The following is a 16,811-nucleotide window of genomic DNA, read 5'->3' as shown; positions in this document are numbered from 1 at the left end:
TTCACATCTGAAAATCACAGCTACGCCCGCGTTAGCACCACCGGCCAAGACCTCGACGCACAACTGGCGGCGCTGAGCGCCGCCGGCGTAGAGCCGGCGCGCATTTTTACCGACAAGCTGTCCGGATCGGCGAAGAGTATTCGCCCGGGTCTGACGGCGATGCTGGACTACGCCCGCGCAGACGACACGCTCGTCGTCTGCGCGATCGACCGGCTCGGTCGCAGCGTCTTCGAGGTCACCCGCACCATCGCCGAACTCGGAGAGCGCCGAATCACGCTGCGCGCCTTGAGAGAAGGGATCGATACCGCGACATCAACCGGGCGCGCGGTGGCGGCGATCATGGCGACTTTGGCCGAGCTCGAGCTTGAGCTCGGCCGAGAGCGGCGCGCCGCATCACGCGAGTCCCGCCGCAGCCGCCAGCTGCCGGCCACCAAGCCGCCCAAACTCACTGCCGATCGCCAAGAACAGCTCCGCCGGCTCGCCGGGACCGGCGAACCGGTCCGAGAGTTGGCCGCTGCCTTTGGGATTGGACGTGCAACCGCATACCGCTATCTAGCAGCAGGATCAGCACCCAGGGAGCCATGAGTATGCCGGAAGAAAGTGATGCCGCAGGAGCAGGCCAAAGACCGCCCTTTACGCCCGAGCAGCTCAATGCCCTCACTGCCTCGCTGTTCGAGGGCCACATCGGCTTGGAGTTCTCCGAAATCGGAGCCGATCGCGTTCGCGCCAGTTTGACGATCGGTACCGCATTGCGACAGGCCAGCGGAGTCACACACGGCGGCGTGTACTGCTCGATGGTCGAATCCGTCGCCAGTGTAGGAGCGAGTATTTCGCTCAATGGCAAGGGCTACGCAGTGGGAGTCAACAACAACACCGACTTTTTCCGAGCAACGCGCGAAGGTGTTTTGACTGCCGAGGGCACCCCCGTATTCCGAGGTCGGCAACAGCAACTTTGGCGAGTCGTAATCAAGGGCGGCGACGGTCGTGAATGCGCCCAAGGCCACGTGCGCCTGCAGAACGTGATGGTTGACCCCGCAGATGCATTGGAGATTGGGAGGCCACTCGTCTGAGTGGCATCAGCCGAACGACTTCGCCGGCTGATCTAGACAACGTGAAATAACGGCGGCGGCGCTACGCTGCTGTGTCGTGGAAGGGACGCGCCTCGACACAGCTCGGATGATCCGAGCCGCCCGCCGGGTAATTGACCCGGTTTTCCTGGACACCCCGCTGTACCGCTGCGAGGCGCTGGAGCCCAAACTCGGGTGCGCGGTGAGCATCAAGCTTGAAACCGCGAACCCGGTGCGCAGCTTCAAGGCCCGCGGCGCAGAGGTCGTCGCGAGCCTGCTCGCCGAACAATGGCTCGACCGCCGTGGTGTGTGCCAGCGGGGGCAACCTCGGCCAGGCCCTCGCGTGGTCTGGTCGCGCAAGGGGCCTCGACGTCACGATCGTGGCATCCCGGTTTGGCCCCGCGGTCAAGCTCGATCGCATGCGCGCACTGGGCGCCAGACGCCTATCACCGCTGGGTCGGTGCCGGTGCCGAGGACCCGCTGACTCTTAATCAGCGGGTCCGGGATTCGAAACCTCTGACGGCGTCAAAAGTCCTGTCCTCGGCTAGTAACCCTTTGGTAACAAGCTTCGGGCGCTGCGGGGCCATCGAAGCAAAAGGTAACGTCACAGCAGACGCCTAGACATCCAGCAATCCATATTCCTGTATGTATGGATGGCTGTGTGTATGGTTACCCTATGATTTGGTCACTCGTACACACTAAGGGTGGGGTCGCCAAGACCACGACCGCGATGTTTTTGGCCGCCGCAGCGAGCAGGCGCGGTATCCCCACGCGCGTTCTCGACGCCGACCCGCAGGGTTCGGCGACCTCCTGGGCGGAACGAGCGGCATCAGTCGATATGCCGCTACCCTTCACGGTCACACCCGTGACAGCCTTTGAACTAAGAGGACTGACCAGCACGCCCGATGAGCTCATCGTGCTCGACACCCCGCCAGGCACTGCGGCGTCGATCGACGCGGCGATCGACGCGGCTGATTTAGTGATCATTCCGTCCGGGCCGCGCTCGGCCGACATTGACCGCGTATGGCCGACGCTGGACATCACCGCACACCGTCCCACCACCATCCTGCTGACGCTGGTCGATCTACGGAAAGTCGAGGCCACCGAGATACCGCTGGCACTGGCCGACGCAGGGGCACCCATTCTGCGCACCGTCGTGCGAGCACGTACCGCCGTTGAACGGGCATTCGGCAGGTGCATTCCTCGCTATCTGGGTGATTACGCCGACGTGTTCGAGGAGCTGACCACCGCAATGGCACCAGCACTCCAGGAGGTAGTGCAGTGAGCACCAAGCCGACCACAGCCGATCAAGTCCGGTCCTCGATCATCCGCCGGCCGGTATCTGCGGCTCCCAGCACTCGCGCGGCAGAAACCTTCCACCCCGTCTTGCCTGCGGCCACACCGGCAGATGCACCACCGCAACGGACCACTGTCGTGTACCCCCCCCGAATGCGGCTCGGCCTAAAGTCGCGCGCGGCGTCCCGCGACACCACGGTGACTGAACTGGTGCGCGTCGCAATCACTGACGGACTCATCGACGCGGCAGCGTTGGCGGAGTCGGCTCGACAGTTTCACGGCGTCAGCGGCCGACGGAGCACAGTGGACCTACCCGCTGACCTGCATAAGACCCTGAAAGTGACCGCCGCTCAGTACGACACCAGCGTGCAAGCGCTGCTCCTGGCGGCCGTCCATCGGACATACCCCGACCTCGCCCCCTGACGATTTGACTACAGCATGACAGCCATCAATCCATACATACATATGGATTGATGGCTGTCATGCTGTAGTCAACCAAGGTTTAGATCGATCCCTTCCTCGCCGAAATTGTCGTGAACGTGGTGGTGCCGGCTGTCAAGGCCAGGCCGCTACGCGGTCGACCAACGGTCGAGCCTTGACAGCCGGCACCACCACGCACAACAGCGGCCAGTACGAGGAAAGGTCGCAACTAACTGATCCGCTGCCTTTTTCAGAAGCTTGACTTTTCGCTGGTCAGCAGGAAACCAGCTGCAATTCGGTGTCGCGCGGGGGACCGTTGCACCCCGTATCGCTAGCGTCGCTGGCTATGCGGGTAGGTGTGTACATCGACGGGTTCAACCTCTACTACGGCGGCCGCGGGCTATGCGGAAAAGGTGCACCGGGCTGGCGATGGCTCGACTGTCGACGGCGGCTGAAAGTTGACCCCCTGGCGGCAGGTGAAAACTGACCCCCTGCCGGGGTGGTTGGTGATTATTCCTCAGTGGTGGTGGCCGCGGTAGGTGTGCGGCCGAGGTCTCGGTCTTTGAGGCGGTAGCTGTCTCCTTTCAACGTGATGACTTCGGCGTGGTGGACGAGGCGGTCGATCATGGCGGCGGCCACGACGTCGTCGCCGAACACTTCGCCCCAGCGGCCGAAGGCTTTGTTGGAGGTGACGATCAGGCTGGCGCGTTCGTAGCGGGCCGAGACCAGCTGGAAGAACAGGTTGGCCGCTTCGGGTTCGAAGGGGATGTAGCCGACCTCGTCGATCACGATGAGCGGGTAGCGCCCGAGGCGGGTCAGTTCGGCGTGGATGCGTCCGGCGTGATGCGCGTCAGCCAGGCGGGCGACCCATTCGGCGGCGGTGGCGAACAGGACGCGGTGGCCGGCCTGACATGCCCGCATCGCGAGACCGATCGCCAGGTGGGTTTTGCCAGTGCCGGGTGGTCCGAGGAACACGACGTTGTCGCGGGCGGTCACGAAGTCCAGGGTTCCTAGATGTGCGATGGTGTCGCGTTTGAGTCCGCGGGCATGGTCGAAGTCGAACTCCTCCAACGACTTGCGTGCCGGGAACCGGGCTGCTCGGATACGCCCTTCCCCGCCGTGAGACTCCCGAGCGGAGACCTCGCGCTGCAGACACGCCGCCAGGTACTCCTCGTGGGTCCAGTTCTCCGCGCGGGCTCGCTCAGCCAGCCGGGCGACCGAGTCACGCAGGGTCGGCGCTTTCAGCGCCCGGGTCAGATAAGCCAGTTCGGCGCTGACGTCACGGCCGGGCGTGGTTTTGGTGGTGGCCATCAGGCGGCTCCGCCGTCGAGATCGACCCCGAACGCCGCGTCGTAGGACGACAGGTCCCGCACCGCCACCTCAGTCTCGGCTGGCGGCGGCGGAATCTGGATTCGTCTGCGCTGCAATACCTTCGCCGCCTCGACATGGATCGGATCGGAGATCGTCTGATGGGTGGCCCAGATCCTGTCGTGGGCGGCGACGGGTTGCCCGTCGCAGAACACCTGGACCCGATCCAGATCGGCGCGGACCAGGATCCGGCGACCGACCGCGCTCGGGTGCACCGAGTAGTCGTTACCGTCAAGGCGGATGTAGTGATCACGCGGCAGCCGCAACGAGGCAGTCCATCCCACCGCCGGCGCGACCGGAGGCAGCGCGAGCATCGCGGCCCGATCCGCGCTGATCCGATCGGTCGGGGCGCAGCCCAACGCGCGGCGGGTGCGCGTGTTGACCACGGCCAGCCAGTCACTCATCTGGGTGTTGAAGTCCGCCGGCGAAGCGAACGTCCGCCCCGGCAGGAACGAACGCTCCAGATAGTCATGGGAGCGTTCGATCAGGCCCTTGGCTTCCGGATCAGCCGGTCGGCAGACGATGACCTTGGTGGCCAGCACCCCGCGAAACGCCTGGCATTCCTGGGTCAGCTCAACCCGCCCACCCCGCCAGCGACCGATAGCGCCTTCGCCGTCCCAGACCAGCGCCCGCGGCACCGCACTGAGCCGGTTGATCAGCTCCCACCACCCGGCGAACAGATCCTCGGTTCGCCGCGACGGGATCAGCATGGCCAGCAGCCAGCGTGAATAGGCACTGATCATCGTCAGCACCGGCAGTCGCGCCGCGGTGCGGCTCTGGCCGAAGCCGACCGGAATCTCCACGTCGGGAAACCACAGATCGCACTGGGCGACCTCGCCTGCGGCGTAGGCGGTGCGTGAGGCCGGATCCGGTGGCAGATACACCGGCCGCAACTCGGCCACCCGCGCTGAGAGCACCCGGATCGAGCGCTGCCAGCCGATCCGTTCGGCGATGACCGTGGCCGGCATCCTCGGATAGACCTGCAGCAGCTCCCGGATCCGCGGTTCGACCTCATCGACGATCGAACCCCGCGCCGGTGAGTCTGTCAAGTTTGATCGGACCCGGGAGGACACGTTGGGTTGGCCCCATCTTGGCGTGCGTTGGGCAACGTGCGGAAGGTGTTTTTTCGAGCGACGATGACGAGCGTCGGTGCGCTACTTGGGAACCGTTGGTGCTCCGTCTATCCAGCGGTGGTAGGTGTCTAGGTCCACGTTGCTGCCGCACACGATGGTGACGACGTGTCGGCCGGCGAACCTATAGGGGTCTTCGATGATGGCGGCGATGCCGAGGGCGGCCGACGGTTCGACGATCAGGCCGGCGTGGTCGTGGAGCATTTTCATGCCAGCGATGATTGACGTCTCGTGTACCAGGATGGCGTCGTCGGCGACGACGAGTAGGTCGTCGAGGACGGCTGGAATGGGATGTCGCCCGGCGACGCCGTCAGCGATGGTGTTGGTGGAGTCGGTGGTGATGACGCGGCGTTCGTGCCAGGAGTAGGTCATGGCCGGTGCGCCGTGCGGTTGGATGCAGATTACGTCGACTTCGGGTCTTATCGACTTCATCACGTGGCCGACTCCGGTGGCGAGTGCCCCGCCTCCCAGAGCGATTAGGGCGGCGTCGAAGTGGGTCGTGGCCCCGGCGAGTTCGAGGCCGATTGTCGCTGCGCCCTCGCAGGTTTCGATGTCCTGGCTGTCTTCGACCAGTCGAATACGCTGCTGTCGCGCGATGTCGGCTGCTCGCTCGCGCGCCATCTCGATGTCGCCGTCGACCAGCTCTAACCTGGCATCCAGTGCGCGGATGCGGGCGAGTTTGGCTGCTGGCGCAAACCGGGATGCCACCACGGTGACCTCGAGATCCCGGATTCGACCGGACCAGGCGAGGGCTTGGCCAAGGTTGCCCGCGCTCGCGCACACCAGGGCTCGCGAACCGTTGTCGGCTAGGAGGCTGGCGACCACCTCGGCGCCGCGGGCTTTGAAGCTTCGAACCGGGTTCGCCGTCTCGAGCTTGATACTCACTTTGCAGCCGAGGCTGCTCTCCAGGGCCTCGCATCGGTACAACGGCGTGTCGAGGAAAATCGGGTTGATCATGCCCCGAGCGGCCTGGACTCGTGCTGTGTCGAGGCGCGTTGATCCCACGACAACAGCGTATCGCCGCACCGTCAGAGACCAGCCCCGCTGGCATGGACCCGGGTACTGCTGAACCCAGGGTGGTTGAATCGGTCCGTGATCGTTGAGGATTGGTCAACGCTGGCGGGGCTGCATGAGATTCGGCGTGCTCGTAGTGGTCGGATCGACGGCTGGGCGGTGCCGGTGGCTTATGCGGTTGGGTTCCGGTGCGGGCACGAGTGGGTATTCCCATATGTGAACCGGCCGGGTGGGACTCACGGGTTGCCGGCGGTGATCTTGGCCGAGGTGGTGGGCTATTCCTGCGGGACGCGCGAAATTCCAATTTCGGCAGCATATTTGGCGCGGGCGATTGTTGAACTGCAGCCCGCTGAGGCGGCGACCGATGTCGATCACCCCAATCTAGCTGCCTGGCGCTCCATCGCTGCCGCCGATCCGGGCGAGATAGCTGCGGTCTTCATTGGCTCCCTTGATGATCCGATCGCGGGCCCGGCGGATGAAGCGCTACGCGCATTGATGGCCGCCGCACGGCCGCGGAGTGAGGATTGATTCTCCGGTGCGGTGAGCCCAGACCCCTCATTTCGCGGCGGTGTGTGCTGCTTTGGTGTGGGCCAGTCGGTAGGATTGGGTGCCGGTCTCGATGATGTTGCCGCCAAAGGTAAGTCGGTCCACGATTGCTGCGCACAGGCGCGGGTCGGTGAACGTTTTTGTCCAACCGGAGAACGACTCGTTTGACGCGATCGCCACTGAATTTTTCTCTTCGCGCTCGGTCAATACCTGGAACAACAGCTCCGCGCCGCGACGGTCTAGTTCCATATACCCCAATTCGTCCACGCAGATGAGATCGACTCTGCCGTAACGGGCGATCGTTTTCGCCAGGACCTTCTCGTCGGCGGCTTCGACGAGTTCGTTGACCAGCTTTGTCGCCAGGGTGTACTTCACCCGGAATCCAGCTTCAGCAGCCGCGGTGCCCAACGCGATCAGCAGGTGGCTTTTACCGGTGCCGGAGTCCCCGATCAAACACAAGGGCTGCCCGGCACGTACCCATGCGCTGGTGGCCAGGGTGTGGATGGTGGCCGGGTTGATGTTCGGGTTGGCCTCGAAATCGAAGTCTCCCAGCCACTTCTCCCGCGGAAACCCTGCGGCTTTGACCCGGCGGACCGAGCGGCGTCGGGCCCGGTCGTCGCACTCGGCCAACAACAACTCCGCCAAGAATCCCTGATAGGTGAGTTGTTCTTTCTCCGCGGTGGCCACCATGTCGGCGAACAACCCCCGCACCGACGGGAGCCGTAGTTGCCGACATGCTTGATCGACCGCAGCATCTGCGGCCTGGGCGCTCAATCCTCGACGTCGTCGTACCGGTGCGCCCATCAGCCGACCCCTCCGGTCACAGGCAGCGGGAATTGCGCAGTTCTGGCGGCGCGTCGGGTCAACAGATCGTCGTAGCCTGCCAGCGAGGGCACTGCTCGGGTGTCAGGCGGCAGCCCGGCGATCACCGCAGCCGGATCGGTGAGCCGCCGCTCGGTCAGGCTGATCACCCGCCGCTGCTGCTCAACGGGGGACGTGTCCGCTAGGGCTGCACCGACTGCGGCGCCGCCGCCGTGGTGGTGGGCGGCAAGGCGAGCTTCCACTGCCACCACATCAGCATTGGTGGACCCGACGTTGAGAGCGGCGCTCAACCCGGCAGTGACATCGGCGTGACGCATGTGCCGGTGCAGCAACAGCACGTCAATCAGTGCCCGGGTGCCCGCAGCATCACCGTGCGCTTTGCGGGCAGCAGCCCAAAACGCCTCATGGGCGCTGGTGAAGGTGCCGGCCGCCCGCGCCTGCACCAAGGCGGTAGCCCCCGGCAAAGCGCCGGGTTTGATCTTCAACACCTCCAAGTAGTGGTCCAGGTCAAGGACCTGAGCTCCTTTACGGATCGAGCGCTCGTGATGCGCGATCGGGGTGCTGCCATCGGAGACGAACAACTCGTTCGAGCGCAGCCGCACCCGCACTCGCCGGCCGATAAAGCGTGCCGGCACCGAATACTGACTGCTGCGCACCATGATTCGCCCATGCCGGTCGACTCGCGGTGCCAGGGTCAGCCCCGGTTCGAATCGCTCGGCAGGCAGCGCGCGCAGCAGTGGTTGCTCGGTGGCGAAGTCTTCACCGACGGTGCGGATGCGGTGACCGATCCGGCGGTCGTCATCGTCGCGGTCGGCTTGAGCCAGCCGCTCGTTGAGCTGTGCCAGCGACGCCACCTTGGGGACCGGGACGAGGTGGTTGCGTCGAAACCGTCCGCCCTCGCCTTCCACACCGCCCTTCTCATGCGCTCCGGCTAGGCCGGGGATGCAGTAGAACGCCTCGAAGCCTTGGTGTGATCGAAACAAGACCCAACGCTGGTTTTCGATCCGGTCGCGATCACCGAACAACACCCGACTCACCGCGGACTTCAAGTTGTCATACCGGATGTGGCCGGTCGGGATGCCGGCGAACTCGTCGAACGCCGCTAAATGGCCTTCCAGAAACGCTTCCTGGGACTGGGTCGCATACACCCGGTGCACAGCCTTGCCCGACATCGACAGCCGCATCGTGAACAGAAAGCATTTCGTGCGGCCCTCAGGCAAATCGACATACAGTTCAGCGAAATCGACCTCAGCCTCACGACCCGGCTCGTGGGTCTGCGGCACGAACGCCTCGATCAGCTGATCGCCTGTCTCCGCAGCGATTTCGGGCCGCCGCTTGGCCACATAATCCCGCAACGTCGAATAGGACACCAGGTCTGCGGCGTCATGCTCGTCGATCAACCGGGCCAAAATCCGCCGAGCAGTGTGCCGCTGCTTACGCGGGGCATCGCGATCAGTCCGCAGCATGTCATCAATCGCCCCGACGAAGGGGTCGATCTTGCGGGCCCGCCACCGCCGCGGCGCCGGTCGCGGTGGCTGCGCCGAGATCAACGCCTGCCGAATAGTTCGGCGATGCACCCGATGCCGCTTGGCCAGCGCCCGCACCGACAATCCATCCACCCGGGAACCCCGTCGGATCTGCTCGAACAATTCCACCCTGGACCCCACTCTGGCTCCTGTCATCGTCTCCTTACGGCGACGATGAAGTGGGGCCACTCAAACCTGACACAACCTGCCCGGCGAGTCGCGGTGGAGCCACTCAAACCTGACATTCCGCGACAAACGGGGGCCAGCCAAACCTGTCACACTCACGCCGGTCGCTCGTACTTCGGTGGCCCATCATCAGCCAGCGCCGACTTCACCGTGTTCTTCGAAATGTTCAACATCCGCGCGATCACCTTGATCGGCAGGCCCTCGGCCCGACGCAGACGACGAATCTCAGCCCAATCCTCCACAGACAACATTCCCTTGGGTCCTCCTGGCTCGACTAAAGCCAGGCCACCGCACCAGGGGGTCAAATTTCAGTTGCCGCGCCGGGGTCAGAATTCACGTGCCGCTGACATCGACGTGCGCGCACTGGCTGCTCGCCTGGTCACCAATCACTCAGCCTGGACCAACACCACGATTAAGCGGGTGATCTATTGCACCGCCGTCATCTCGGGTGCCGACAACCCAGTAGGTAACCGCGAACAAGACGTGTACCTGCGTGCCCTACAGCGCTCTCAAACAACCAGCCACATCGAACTGGGCAACTACGTACACCGGGTAGCGCGCGCGCCGCTGGCCACCCCTGACCGCAAGGGGCGACCCGTTCTCGCGCGCCCCGGCGGCCTGCTCATGGTCAAAGACGCCACCGGCCACGACGACCCTGCCGCGGTGTTCGTGGTCTCCACAGCCCGACGTGAAGAAAAAGGCTCCGACGTCAACGTGGCCTCCCACCTCCTGCTCGACATCCTTGAACAGCGCATCGATGCCGCCGTGATCATCAGCAATGACAGCGACCTCAAATTTCCGGTACAGACCGCGCGCGATCGCGTCCCGGTAGGCACCGTGAATCCTTCCCGCAGCCCACTCGCGGGAAAACTCCGCGGTCAACCGGGCGACGGCGTCGGCAACCACTGGTGGTACCAACTCACACCCGCAGACTTCCAGGCCTGCCAGCTCGCCGATCCCACCAACGGTGTACCCAAGCCCCCGCCGTGGTGACATGCCCGACAAAGGAGGGGAATTGCGCGCATGCAACGCACGTTGCATAATTACGCCATACCACCCGTCCCTGCTGGGGGCGGGTTTTTCATTGCCGTTTTGTGTTCGCGAGGTCTATGGCCCTCTTAGCAGCGGCTGTTGCCACACCGAACGTGTCGCGGCAGTCCATAACAAAAACATCACGGAGCTGGCGGCGTGTCGGTACCCGGTACCGCGTCTTTGCCCGCAAGATCAGGTACATGGCACAGCCGCATAAAGGTGATCGCGAACAGATCAAAGTACGCGCCGCGGCGGTCGTCTACGGCCGCCTACGCGAAATGGCCGCCGAGCGCGGCACCAGTGTTAGTCAACTCTCCGCGGATCTGCTTGCGATCGCTGTCGGGCACCCCGAAGCCGTTCGCGAGTTGGAGAGGGAGGTTTTGCCCTTGGCGATGTGAGCACCGCGCCCGACGCCAGTCGGGGTACAAACGCCAACAATTCCATAGCGGTGTGGACGACTCACTGATATGACAAAGGGCCCCGCATTGCGGGGCCCTGTCGGAAGGGTTTGAACCGAGTTAGCAGCTCGGTTCCGGGTCCGCACCCGTTGCCCCTGAAAGGGACGTGACTTGGGAGTCTCGTCTCACGGTAGCGCATATCTGGGCGGGGTTCCAGATTTTGCTGCGTGCCGTGATCCACTTTTTTCCCCACCATGTGTGGACAGCTCGGTGCGTGTGTATCGCGGCTGTACTGCGGCGTGGCCGCGGCGCGGTGTCATCCGCACGACCGGTGTTGCCGAGGTGTTGGCCAGGCGGCGCGGCCGGCGCCTGGCCGGCCGCGGTCTGCCGCCGCCGAGTGCCTTTGTGGCTTTAGAGCTTGACGCTGAGGCCTATGCCGGGGTGCCGTGCTGGAGCGCCGGCCCCACCGATTGGGCGCATCTCACCGTGGCGGTGGCCTACGACCTGCACTACCCGACGATTCGGCCGTCGATGTGTAACGGGGGCATCGCCAAACCCACCCTGATCGTGATCGCCGCGGCGATGGCCCGCTACGCCGACCGGAGCACCGGGCGGGGGTGCCGACCCACCAACGCCCAACTCGAACGCGACACCGGCTATGACGAACGCACCATCCAACGCGCGCATGAATGCCTGCGCCTGCTCGGGGTGGCCACTGAGGTCCTGCGTGGCCGCCAGCGCACCTACACCGAACGGATGGCCTCCTGGCGCATGGGTGATCGCCACCGCGGCTGGGCCTCGGTGTGGGCGCTGCACGACAACGCCCACACCACCCGGGCGGTGACCAGGCTTGTGCACAGCTTGTCACCCCACCTGGGACGGTCCCTACTAACCACTGAACCCTTCTGTTTGAGAAAGCTGGTTACTACCCGCGCGGGCGCTCACCGCGCCCGGCACCACGGCGCTACGCGCCGCCGCGCACCCGATGAGGGCGGCCGGCGCCTGGCGGGGCGGTGGCGCGCTGATCCGCATGCCCCACCGTGGGCCCGCAGGTTCAGCGCCGGCAGTTGGGCGGCGATGCTGGCCGCGCCGGCCGCCGCCGGCTGGACACCGGCGGATCTGACCGCGCTCGTCAACGAATGGTTGGGCACCGGGCACTGTATCCCGGACAATCCGGCGCGTCCGATCGCCCTGTTGGGGTCGTTGCTGGCGTGGTACACCGCCCACAACACCCTGAGCGCTCGGCCGGCCGCCCTCGACGAGGCGCGCGAAGCCCAACAACGCGCTGCCGCGCAAGCGCGGGCGCGCACCGCGGCGCGTGAACGCGCCGACTACGCCGCGGCCCGCGCCCGCGGAAAAGCCGCCGCCACTGGACCCGGGCGCGTCGCGGCGTTCGCCGCGCTCGCAGATGCCCAACGCGCGGCCGCGGCGCGACGCACTGCAACTGTCGCATCGTCCGCCGCCGCGTCGTGGCCACCGCTGCCCCAGCACCGATAGCTGCCCCAGCCACTCTGTCGCGTCGATGGTCAGTCGTCGCGACATTGTTCAACCCAGTCAAGCCATTGGGCACATTTGCACAAATGTGTGCGATGCTGGTGGTGCCGCCCGTCAAGCACCAACCCCAGCCGTTTGGCGGGCGGCCCCAGAGTGTGGTGGAGAGGTTGGCGGGTGTTGACGATTGCGAAGTTGTCGCGGTGGTCGATCGCGTATTACAACGACACCGCTAATGCGGTGGGGTTGGCCGCCCGGGATGTCCGGTGTGCGAATGGGGGGTTGGGGGAGTACTACGCCGAAGGTGACACGCGGGCGCCGGTGTGGGTGTGCGCCGGCGATTGGCGCACCGCGGCGGGGCTGGTGGGGTTAAGTGATGCGGCGCGGGCCGGTGGTGAGGCGGATACCGGGGTGGTGGGTCGGTGGCTGGATGAGGGGGTGGCGCCGTCGGGGGAGTGTGGTCGGGCGTGGGGCGCGGGGTCGGTGCATGGGTTTGATTTGACGTTTTGCGCCCCGAAGAGTGTGTCGTTGTTGCGGGCGTTGCACCCCAATGAGGTGATGCAGAAGGCGGTGGTGAACGCCCACACCGCGGCCCTGGCGGAGGCGTTGGAGTACTTGGCGGAGCATGCTGGTTATACCCGGGTGCACAACCCAGACACGGGGGCCAAGGATTTGGTGCGGCTGCCCGGGATTGTGGCGGTGGCGTATCAGCATGAGACGTCGCGGGCGGGGGATCCGCATTTGCATACCCATGTGATCGTGCCCAATCGCCAGGCCCGCGCGGACGGGAAATTGGTGTCGTTGGATGGCACCAGTTTGTTTCATGAGGCGCGGGCGGCGGGGGTGATTTATCAGGTGACGCTGCGTCGGGAGTTGCACCGCGCGATCGGGGTGGAATGGTCCCCGATCGACCCGACGACGGGGATGGCCGAGGTCGCCGCGATCGACCCGGGAAGTATTACCGTGTGGTCGCAGCGCGCTAGTGCGTTGCGGGCGTGGGCGGCCAAGAATCTGGTCGTGATCGACCCCGCGACCGGGCCCAGTGCGGCGCAGTTGGCGGCCGCGCAGAAAGCGACCCGGCCGGGCAAACCCGAGCAGTTGGCATGGACGCAATTACGGGAAATGTGGCGGGCCGATCGGCGCGGCTGGACGATTAACCGCGACGCGCACCAGGCGGCGCGCCACGCCCGCCAAACCCGCGCGGGGCGGGGGGTGTGGTCGCGCAGCCGGCTGGTCGAGGCGGCCGAGCAGCGGGGTAAAGCGGTGCTGACCCGCGCGGACTTGGTGGAGCTGATCGGGGCGCAACTGCCGGTCGATATCGACGGTGATCCGCGATCCCCGCGGCAGCTGATCGAAGCCACAGTAAACGAAGTTGGGATGCGGATTTCGGGGCCGCGGGCCGCGCATCAACGCGAAGGGTCGCAGCAGTTCACCCTGGACAAGATCCTGGCCACCGAGGCCCGGCTGCTCGAGCTGGTCGATGCCCGCGACGAGCGCGCGCAGCTCTACGGGTTGCGGGATCTGGATGTGGCCGGGCTGTCGGCCGATCAGGCGCGTGCAGTGACCAACATTGCCTGGTTGCCGTGGCTGATCTGCCCGCTGTCGGCGCCGGCGGGGGCGGGCAAGACCACCTCGATGCGGGCGCTGCGGATCGGGGCCCGCCACAGTGGTAAGCGGGTGTTGGTGATCGCGCCGACCGGTAAAGCTGTTGATGTCGCGGTCCGTGAAGGCGCCGGGGATACCGGGATGACCGTCGCCGCCGCGTTAACGGCGTTACGTGAGGAAACCCTGGTCTTGAATGAGCGCACGGTGGTGATCGTCGATGAGGCCGCGATGGTCGGCACCACCGAACTGCGGGCACTGCTGACCGCGACCACTACGGCTGGGGCTAAGACGGTGTTGGTCGGGGATGCCCACCAATTGTCCCCGGTCAAAGCCTGTGGGGGGATGTTCGCCCAACTCTGTGCGGATCTGCCCTGGACCCAAACCCTCTCTGAGGTGTGGCGGATGACCGATCCGGGTGAGCGTGCCGCGTCGCTGGCGCTGCGGGAGGGCGGGCCCGCCCCGGTGCGGCGCGCCGTGGGATGGTACGCGACCCATGGCCGGTTGCGGTGCGGGGACCCGATCGCCATGGCCGCCGACGCCCTCGAGGCGTACCGCGCCGACATCGCCGCCGGCAAAGATGCGCTGCTGGTGTGTGACACCACCGAGATCGCCGACGCCCTCAACCAGCGCCTCCACGACGACCACCTCGACGCCGCCCGCGACCCCCACACCCCGACGATCACCGCCGCGCGGGGACACCAACTCGCGGTGGGGGATCTGATCCTGACCCGGCGCAACACCCCCGACATCACGGTGTTGGCGGCCGCTGATAACACCCGACGCCCCGATGCCCCGGTCCGCAACGGGCAACGCTGGCAGGTCCTGGCCGTGGACCCCGCCGGTGACCGCATCGCCGCCCGCCGCCTCTCTGATGGGGCGCGGGCCGCGTTCTCCGGGGACTACCTGCACCAGCAGGTGACCCACGGGTATGCGATCACCGTGCACTCGGCCCAAGGGGTCACCGCAGACACCACCCACGCCGTACTCGGGGAGCGCACCAGCCGAGCGTTGCTGTATGTCGCGATGACCCGCGGCCGGCACACCAACACCGCCTACCTCTACGAACGCCACGCCACCGAGACCGCCCACGAACACCGCGAGGAGCCCGGGATGCATGTGCTGCGCCGCGGCACCACCAAAGACGCCGTCGGGCTGGTGCGTGCGGTGATCGCCCACCGCGGTGAAGCAGCCCATTCCGCTCATCACCTCGCCGCCGCCACTGACCCCCGCCAGCTGCCCGACATCGTGCGCGGCCTCCTGGTGCGGCGCACCCGCGACCTGCACGCCCGCCAGCGCACCTACCGCGCCTGGCACAACCAACAACTCGAGCACATTTTGGAGCAACGCCGCTGGGTTGAGCAGCACCGACACCGCACCCGCGCGCAGCACCAAAGCTATGGGCTAGAGCTATAGCGGGCCGATCACAGGCGGCGATCATGCCGCGCTGAGATGCCTTGGGGCGGCCGTGATGGGGGTGGGGCCAGCGGTGAAAGCGGTCCCCGGCTCGGACCCAATCCAATGGGAAATCCTTGCTCGGAGGGGACGGTGTGCGCCGAATCGGCCCAGCTAGGAGGCGTTCCTTTAGTACGCTAGTGCCAGACAGTGGGGGATGTCGCATCAAGTGGGTGTGGCACACGCGTAAGGGGACGGCGGATGGCTGCGGCAGCAACCTCACACTCGGCACCGTTGGAGGGGTATGTGCCGCGCTGCACCGCGGATCCGGAACGCTGGACCACCACCCAGCCCGACGCCCAAGCCGTGGCGCTGTGTGTGGCCTGCCCACGCCGCGCCTGGTGCGCCCGCGAGGCTTACCACGCCCCAGGCGTGCAGGGGCTGTGGGCCGGAATAGCGGTTCCGGAGTCCGGGCAGCGCGCCCGGGAATTCGCGCTGCGCCGGCTGCGGGCGGTGGCCGAACGCGGCGGCTATCAGGTCACCCCGCGCCGGCGCGGCCGGCCGCCGGGCTCCCGGAATTGATGCTCCGTTCATGCAAGACGGGAACCGTCACCTGACTGGTGGTATTGCTGTCGCGGATTTGGCGGAAATCTGTGAATTGGAAGGGCGTGAGTTGCCGTATCCGTTTGCGCTCACGCAACACTCGGCGAATGTTGACGCATCCTCTGCGACGTTTTTGGATCGTTTTGAATCCGGAGAATTTCGTGTGTTCAGGCGTTGGATGTCGGCGTATGTGGATGCTGACATCTGGGTCGAGTGCCGGGTTCATTACAGACCGGAGGAACGAGCAGACACCCGCATCATGGCGTACCGCGTCGGTGAGTCAGGCTTTATCGCCACTCAGCGGTCTGAGGCTGATGTGGTGGACGTCTATGAGTTGTCGGCATACGGATTAGGGGCGGCGATTGCCGACTTGGTTGAGCTGTCACATCCGGGTTCGCGCAACCGGATTGTTATTCCAACATATGTCGACTACTTCGCCAGGACGGCACCCGACCCTGAAGACGGCTACGCGACAACGTCGGTGCAGGTCCCAGTGGCCGGCTCGGCGGTGCAGCGAGTGCCGAGCGCGGAGGTGGCGGCGTTGGCGATTGTTCAGTCGCATAGCCGGCCCGCCCGCGCGTGGGGTGTGGATTGGGACAACAAGTTCCTCGTCTGGTTGAGGATAAGAGACGACGGCGACTACATCTACGACGAAGACTTCCGCCATGCAGTGCCGCTGTCACAAACGCAACTGAGAAATCGTATCGATGGGCTTATTGCCGAGGACGTGGCGCTCGTGCGGCGTCGCCGCGGACTCGGATGAAAGGCCATATCGCGATGCCCAGAGGGCAACTGTGCCGCTAGGCAGATCCGCCTTCTGGCCAACCAGGATAGGGCGGCAGAACCGGCGGCGGGGTGGACCTCGCGTAGCGTCCGTTGGGCCAGTCCGGCGGAGTACCGGGCGCTACCTTGTTG

Annotated in this window: 15 protein-coding genes and 3 pseudogenes; 12 read left to right on the top strand and 6 right to left on the bottom strand. The window is 65.6% G+C overall.

Annotated elements, in window-relative coordinates:
• The 5 genes and pseudogenes from QXK92_RS33820 to QXK92_RS33805 all read left to right on the top strand — a co-directional run.
• Positions 1 to 585: recombinase family protein (locus QXK92_RS33820; RefSeq protein ID WP_306249107.1), on the top strand; the 585-nt coding region annotated here is incomplete at its 5' end.
• Positions 586 to 587: 2 nt separating this feature from the next.
• Positions 588 to 1,070, top strand: a complete 483-nt coding sequence (locus QXK92_RS33815; RefSeq protein WP_306249105.1) for a PaaI family thioesterase — start codon at positions 588 to 590, stop codon at positions 1,068 to 1,070.
• Between the two features lie 106 nt (positions 1,071 to 1,176).
• Positions 1,177 to 1,558: pseudogene (locus QXK92_RS34270) on the top strand (pyridoxal-phosphate dependent enzyme).
• Positions 1,559 to 1,743: 185 nt separating this feature from the next.
• Entirely contained in the window at positions 1,744 to 2,352 is a 609-nt protein-coding gene (locus QXK92_RS33810; RefSeq protein WP_306249103.1) for a ParA family protein, read from the top strand.
• A gap of 164 nt (positions 2,353 to 2,516) precedes the next feature.
• A complete protein-coding gene (locus QXK92_RS33805) occupies positions 2,517 to 2,786 on the top strand; it encodes a hypothetical protein (RefSeq protein ID WP_306249100.1) in 270 nt (89 codons plus the stop codon).
• Positions 2,787 to 3,293: 507 nt separating this feature from the next.
• Here QXK92_RS33805 and istB (QXK92_RS33800) read toward each other — a convergent pair.
• The 3 genes and pseudogenes from istB (QXK92_RS33800) to QXK92_RS33790 form a co-directional block, all read right to left on the bottom strand.
• Positions 3,294 to 4,094: an IS21-like element helper ATPase IstB gene (gene istB, locus QXK92_RS33800; RefSeq protein ID WP_306249098.1), complete on the bottom strand. Its 801-nt coding sequence runs from the start codon at positions 4,092 to 4,094 to the stop codon at positions 3,294 to 3,296.
• A pseudogene (istA, locus tag QXK92_RS33795) lies at positions 4,094 to 5,182 on the bottom strand (IS21 family transposase); the annotation flags it as partial. The pseudogene istA (QXK92_RS33795) and the gene istB (QXK92_RS33800), both read right to left, overlap by 1 nt.
• Positions 5,183 to 5,305: 123 nt before the next feature.
• Positions 5,306 to 6,286 (bottom strand): threonine/serine dehydratase, encoded by a 981-nt coding sequence (locus QXK92_RS33790; RefSeq protein ID WP_238306311.1) that lies wholly within the window; start codon positions 6,284 to 6,286, stop codon positions 5,306 to 5,308.
• 87 nt (positions 6,287 to 6,373) lie between these two features.
• Between QXK92_RS33790 and QXK92_RS33785 the strand changes: the two genes are divergently transcribed.
• Positions 6,374 to 6,823: a hypothetical protein gene (locus tag QXK92_RS33785; protein ID WP_065135066.1), complete on the top strand. Its 450-nt coding sequence runs from the start codon at positions 6,374 to 6,376 to the stop codon at positions 6,821 to 6,823.
• Between the two features lie 27 nt (positions 6,824 to 6,850).
• Here QXK92_RS33785 and istB (QXK92_RS33780) read toward each other — a convergent pair whose 3' ends face one another.
• From istB (QXK92_RS33780) to QXK92_RS33770, 3 genes and pseudogenes are all read right to left on the bottom strand, one after another.
• A complete protein-coding gene (gene istB, locus QXK92_RS33780; protein WP_065135065.1) occupies positions 6,851 to 7,645 on the bottom strand; it encodes an IS21-like element helper ATPase IstB in 795 nt (264 codons plus the stop codon).
• On the bottom strand, positions 7,645 to 9,330 hold the full coding sequence (gene istA / locus QXK92_RS33775; RefSeq protein ID WP_065135064.1) for an IS21 family transposase: 1,686 nt from the start codon (positions 9,328 to 9,330) through the stop codon (positions 7,645 to 7,647). Before istA (QXK92_RS33775) ends, istB (QXK92_RS33780) begins: the two co-directional genes overlap by 1 nt.
• Before the next feature lie 149 nt (positions 9,331 to 9,479).
• Positions 9,480 to 9,626, bottom strand: a pseudogene (locus QXK92_RS33770) (sigma factor-like helix-turn-helix DNA-binding protein); the annotation flags it as partial.
• 169 nt (positions 9,627 to 9,795) lie between these two features.
• On the opposite strand from QXK92_RS33770, the gene QXK92_RS33765 reads away from it, so the two are divergent.
• The 6 genes from QXK92_RS33765 (at position 9,796) to QXK92_RS33740 (ending at position 16,659) form a co-directional block, all read left to right on the top strand.
• Entirely contained in the window at positions 9,796 to 10,368 is a 573-nt protein-coding gene (locus tag QXK92_RS33765) for an NYN domain-containing protein (RefSeq protein ID WP_306249095.1), read from the top strand.
• A gap of 239 nt (positions 10,369 to 10,607) precedes the next feature.
• Complete coding sequence (locus QXK92_RS33760) at positions 10,608 to 10,805, top strand: toxin-antitoxin system (protein WP_306249094.1); 198 nt, start codon at positions 10,608 to 10,610, stop codon at positions 10,803 to 10,805.
• A gap of 270 nt (positions 10,806 to 11,075) precedes the next feature.
• Entirely contained in the window at positions 11,076 to 12,302 is a 1,227-nt protein-coding gene (locus tag QXK92_RS33755) for a helix-turn-helix domain-containing protein (protein WP_306249093.1), read from the top strand.
• Positions 12,303 to 12,473: 171 nt separating this feature from the next.
• Positions 12,474 to 15,314, top strand: a complete 2,841-nt coding sequence (gene mobF / locus QXK92_RS33750; RefSeq protein WP_306249092.1) for a MobF family relaxase — start codon at positions 12,474 to 12,476, stop codon at positions 15,312 to 15,314.
• 240 nt (positions 15,315 to 15,554) lie between these two features.
• Positions 15,555 to 15,875, top strand: coding sequence for a WhiB family transcriptional regulator (locus QXK92_RS33745; RefSeq protein WP_306249091.1), 321 nt, complete (start codon positions 15,555 to 15,557; stop codon positions 15,873 to 15,875).
• 10 nt (positions 15,876 to 15,885) lie between these two features.
• Positions 15,886 to 16,659, top strand: a complete 774-nt coding sequence (locus QXK92_RS33740) for a hypothetical protein (RefSeq protein ID WP_306249090.1) — start codon at positions 15,886 to 15,888, stop codon at positions 16,657 to 16,659.
• The last annotated feature ends 152 nt before the right edge of the window (positions 16,660 to 16,811 follow it).

The organism is Mycobacterium sp. TY815, assembly GCF_030755135.1.
Classification (GTDB): domain Bacteria; phylum Actinomycetota; class Actinomycetes; order Mycobacteriales; family Mycobacteriaceae; genus Mycobacterium.
This window is presented reverse-complemented; position numbering and strand designations above follow the sequence as displayed.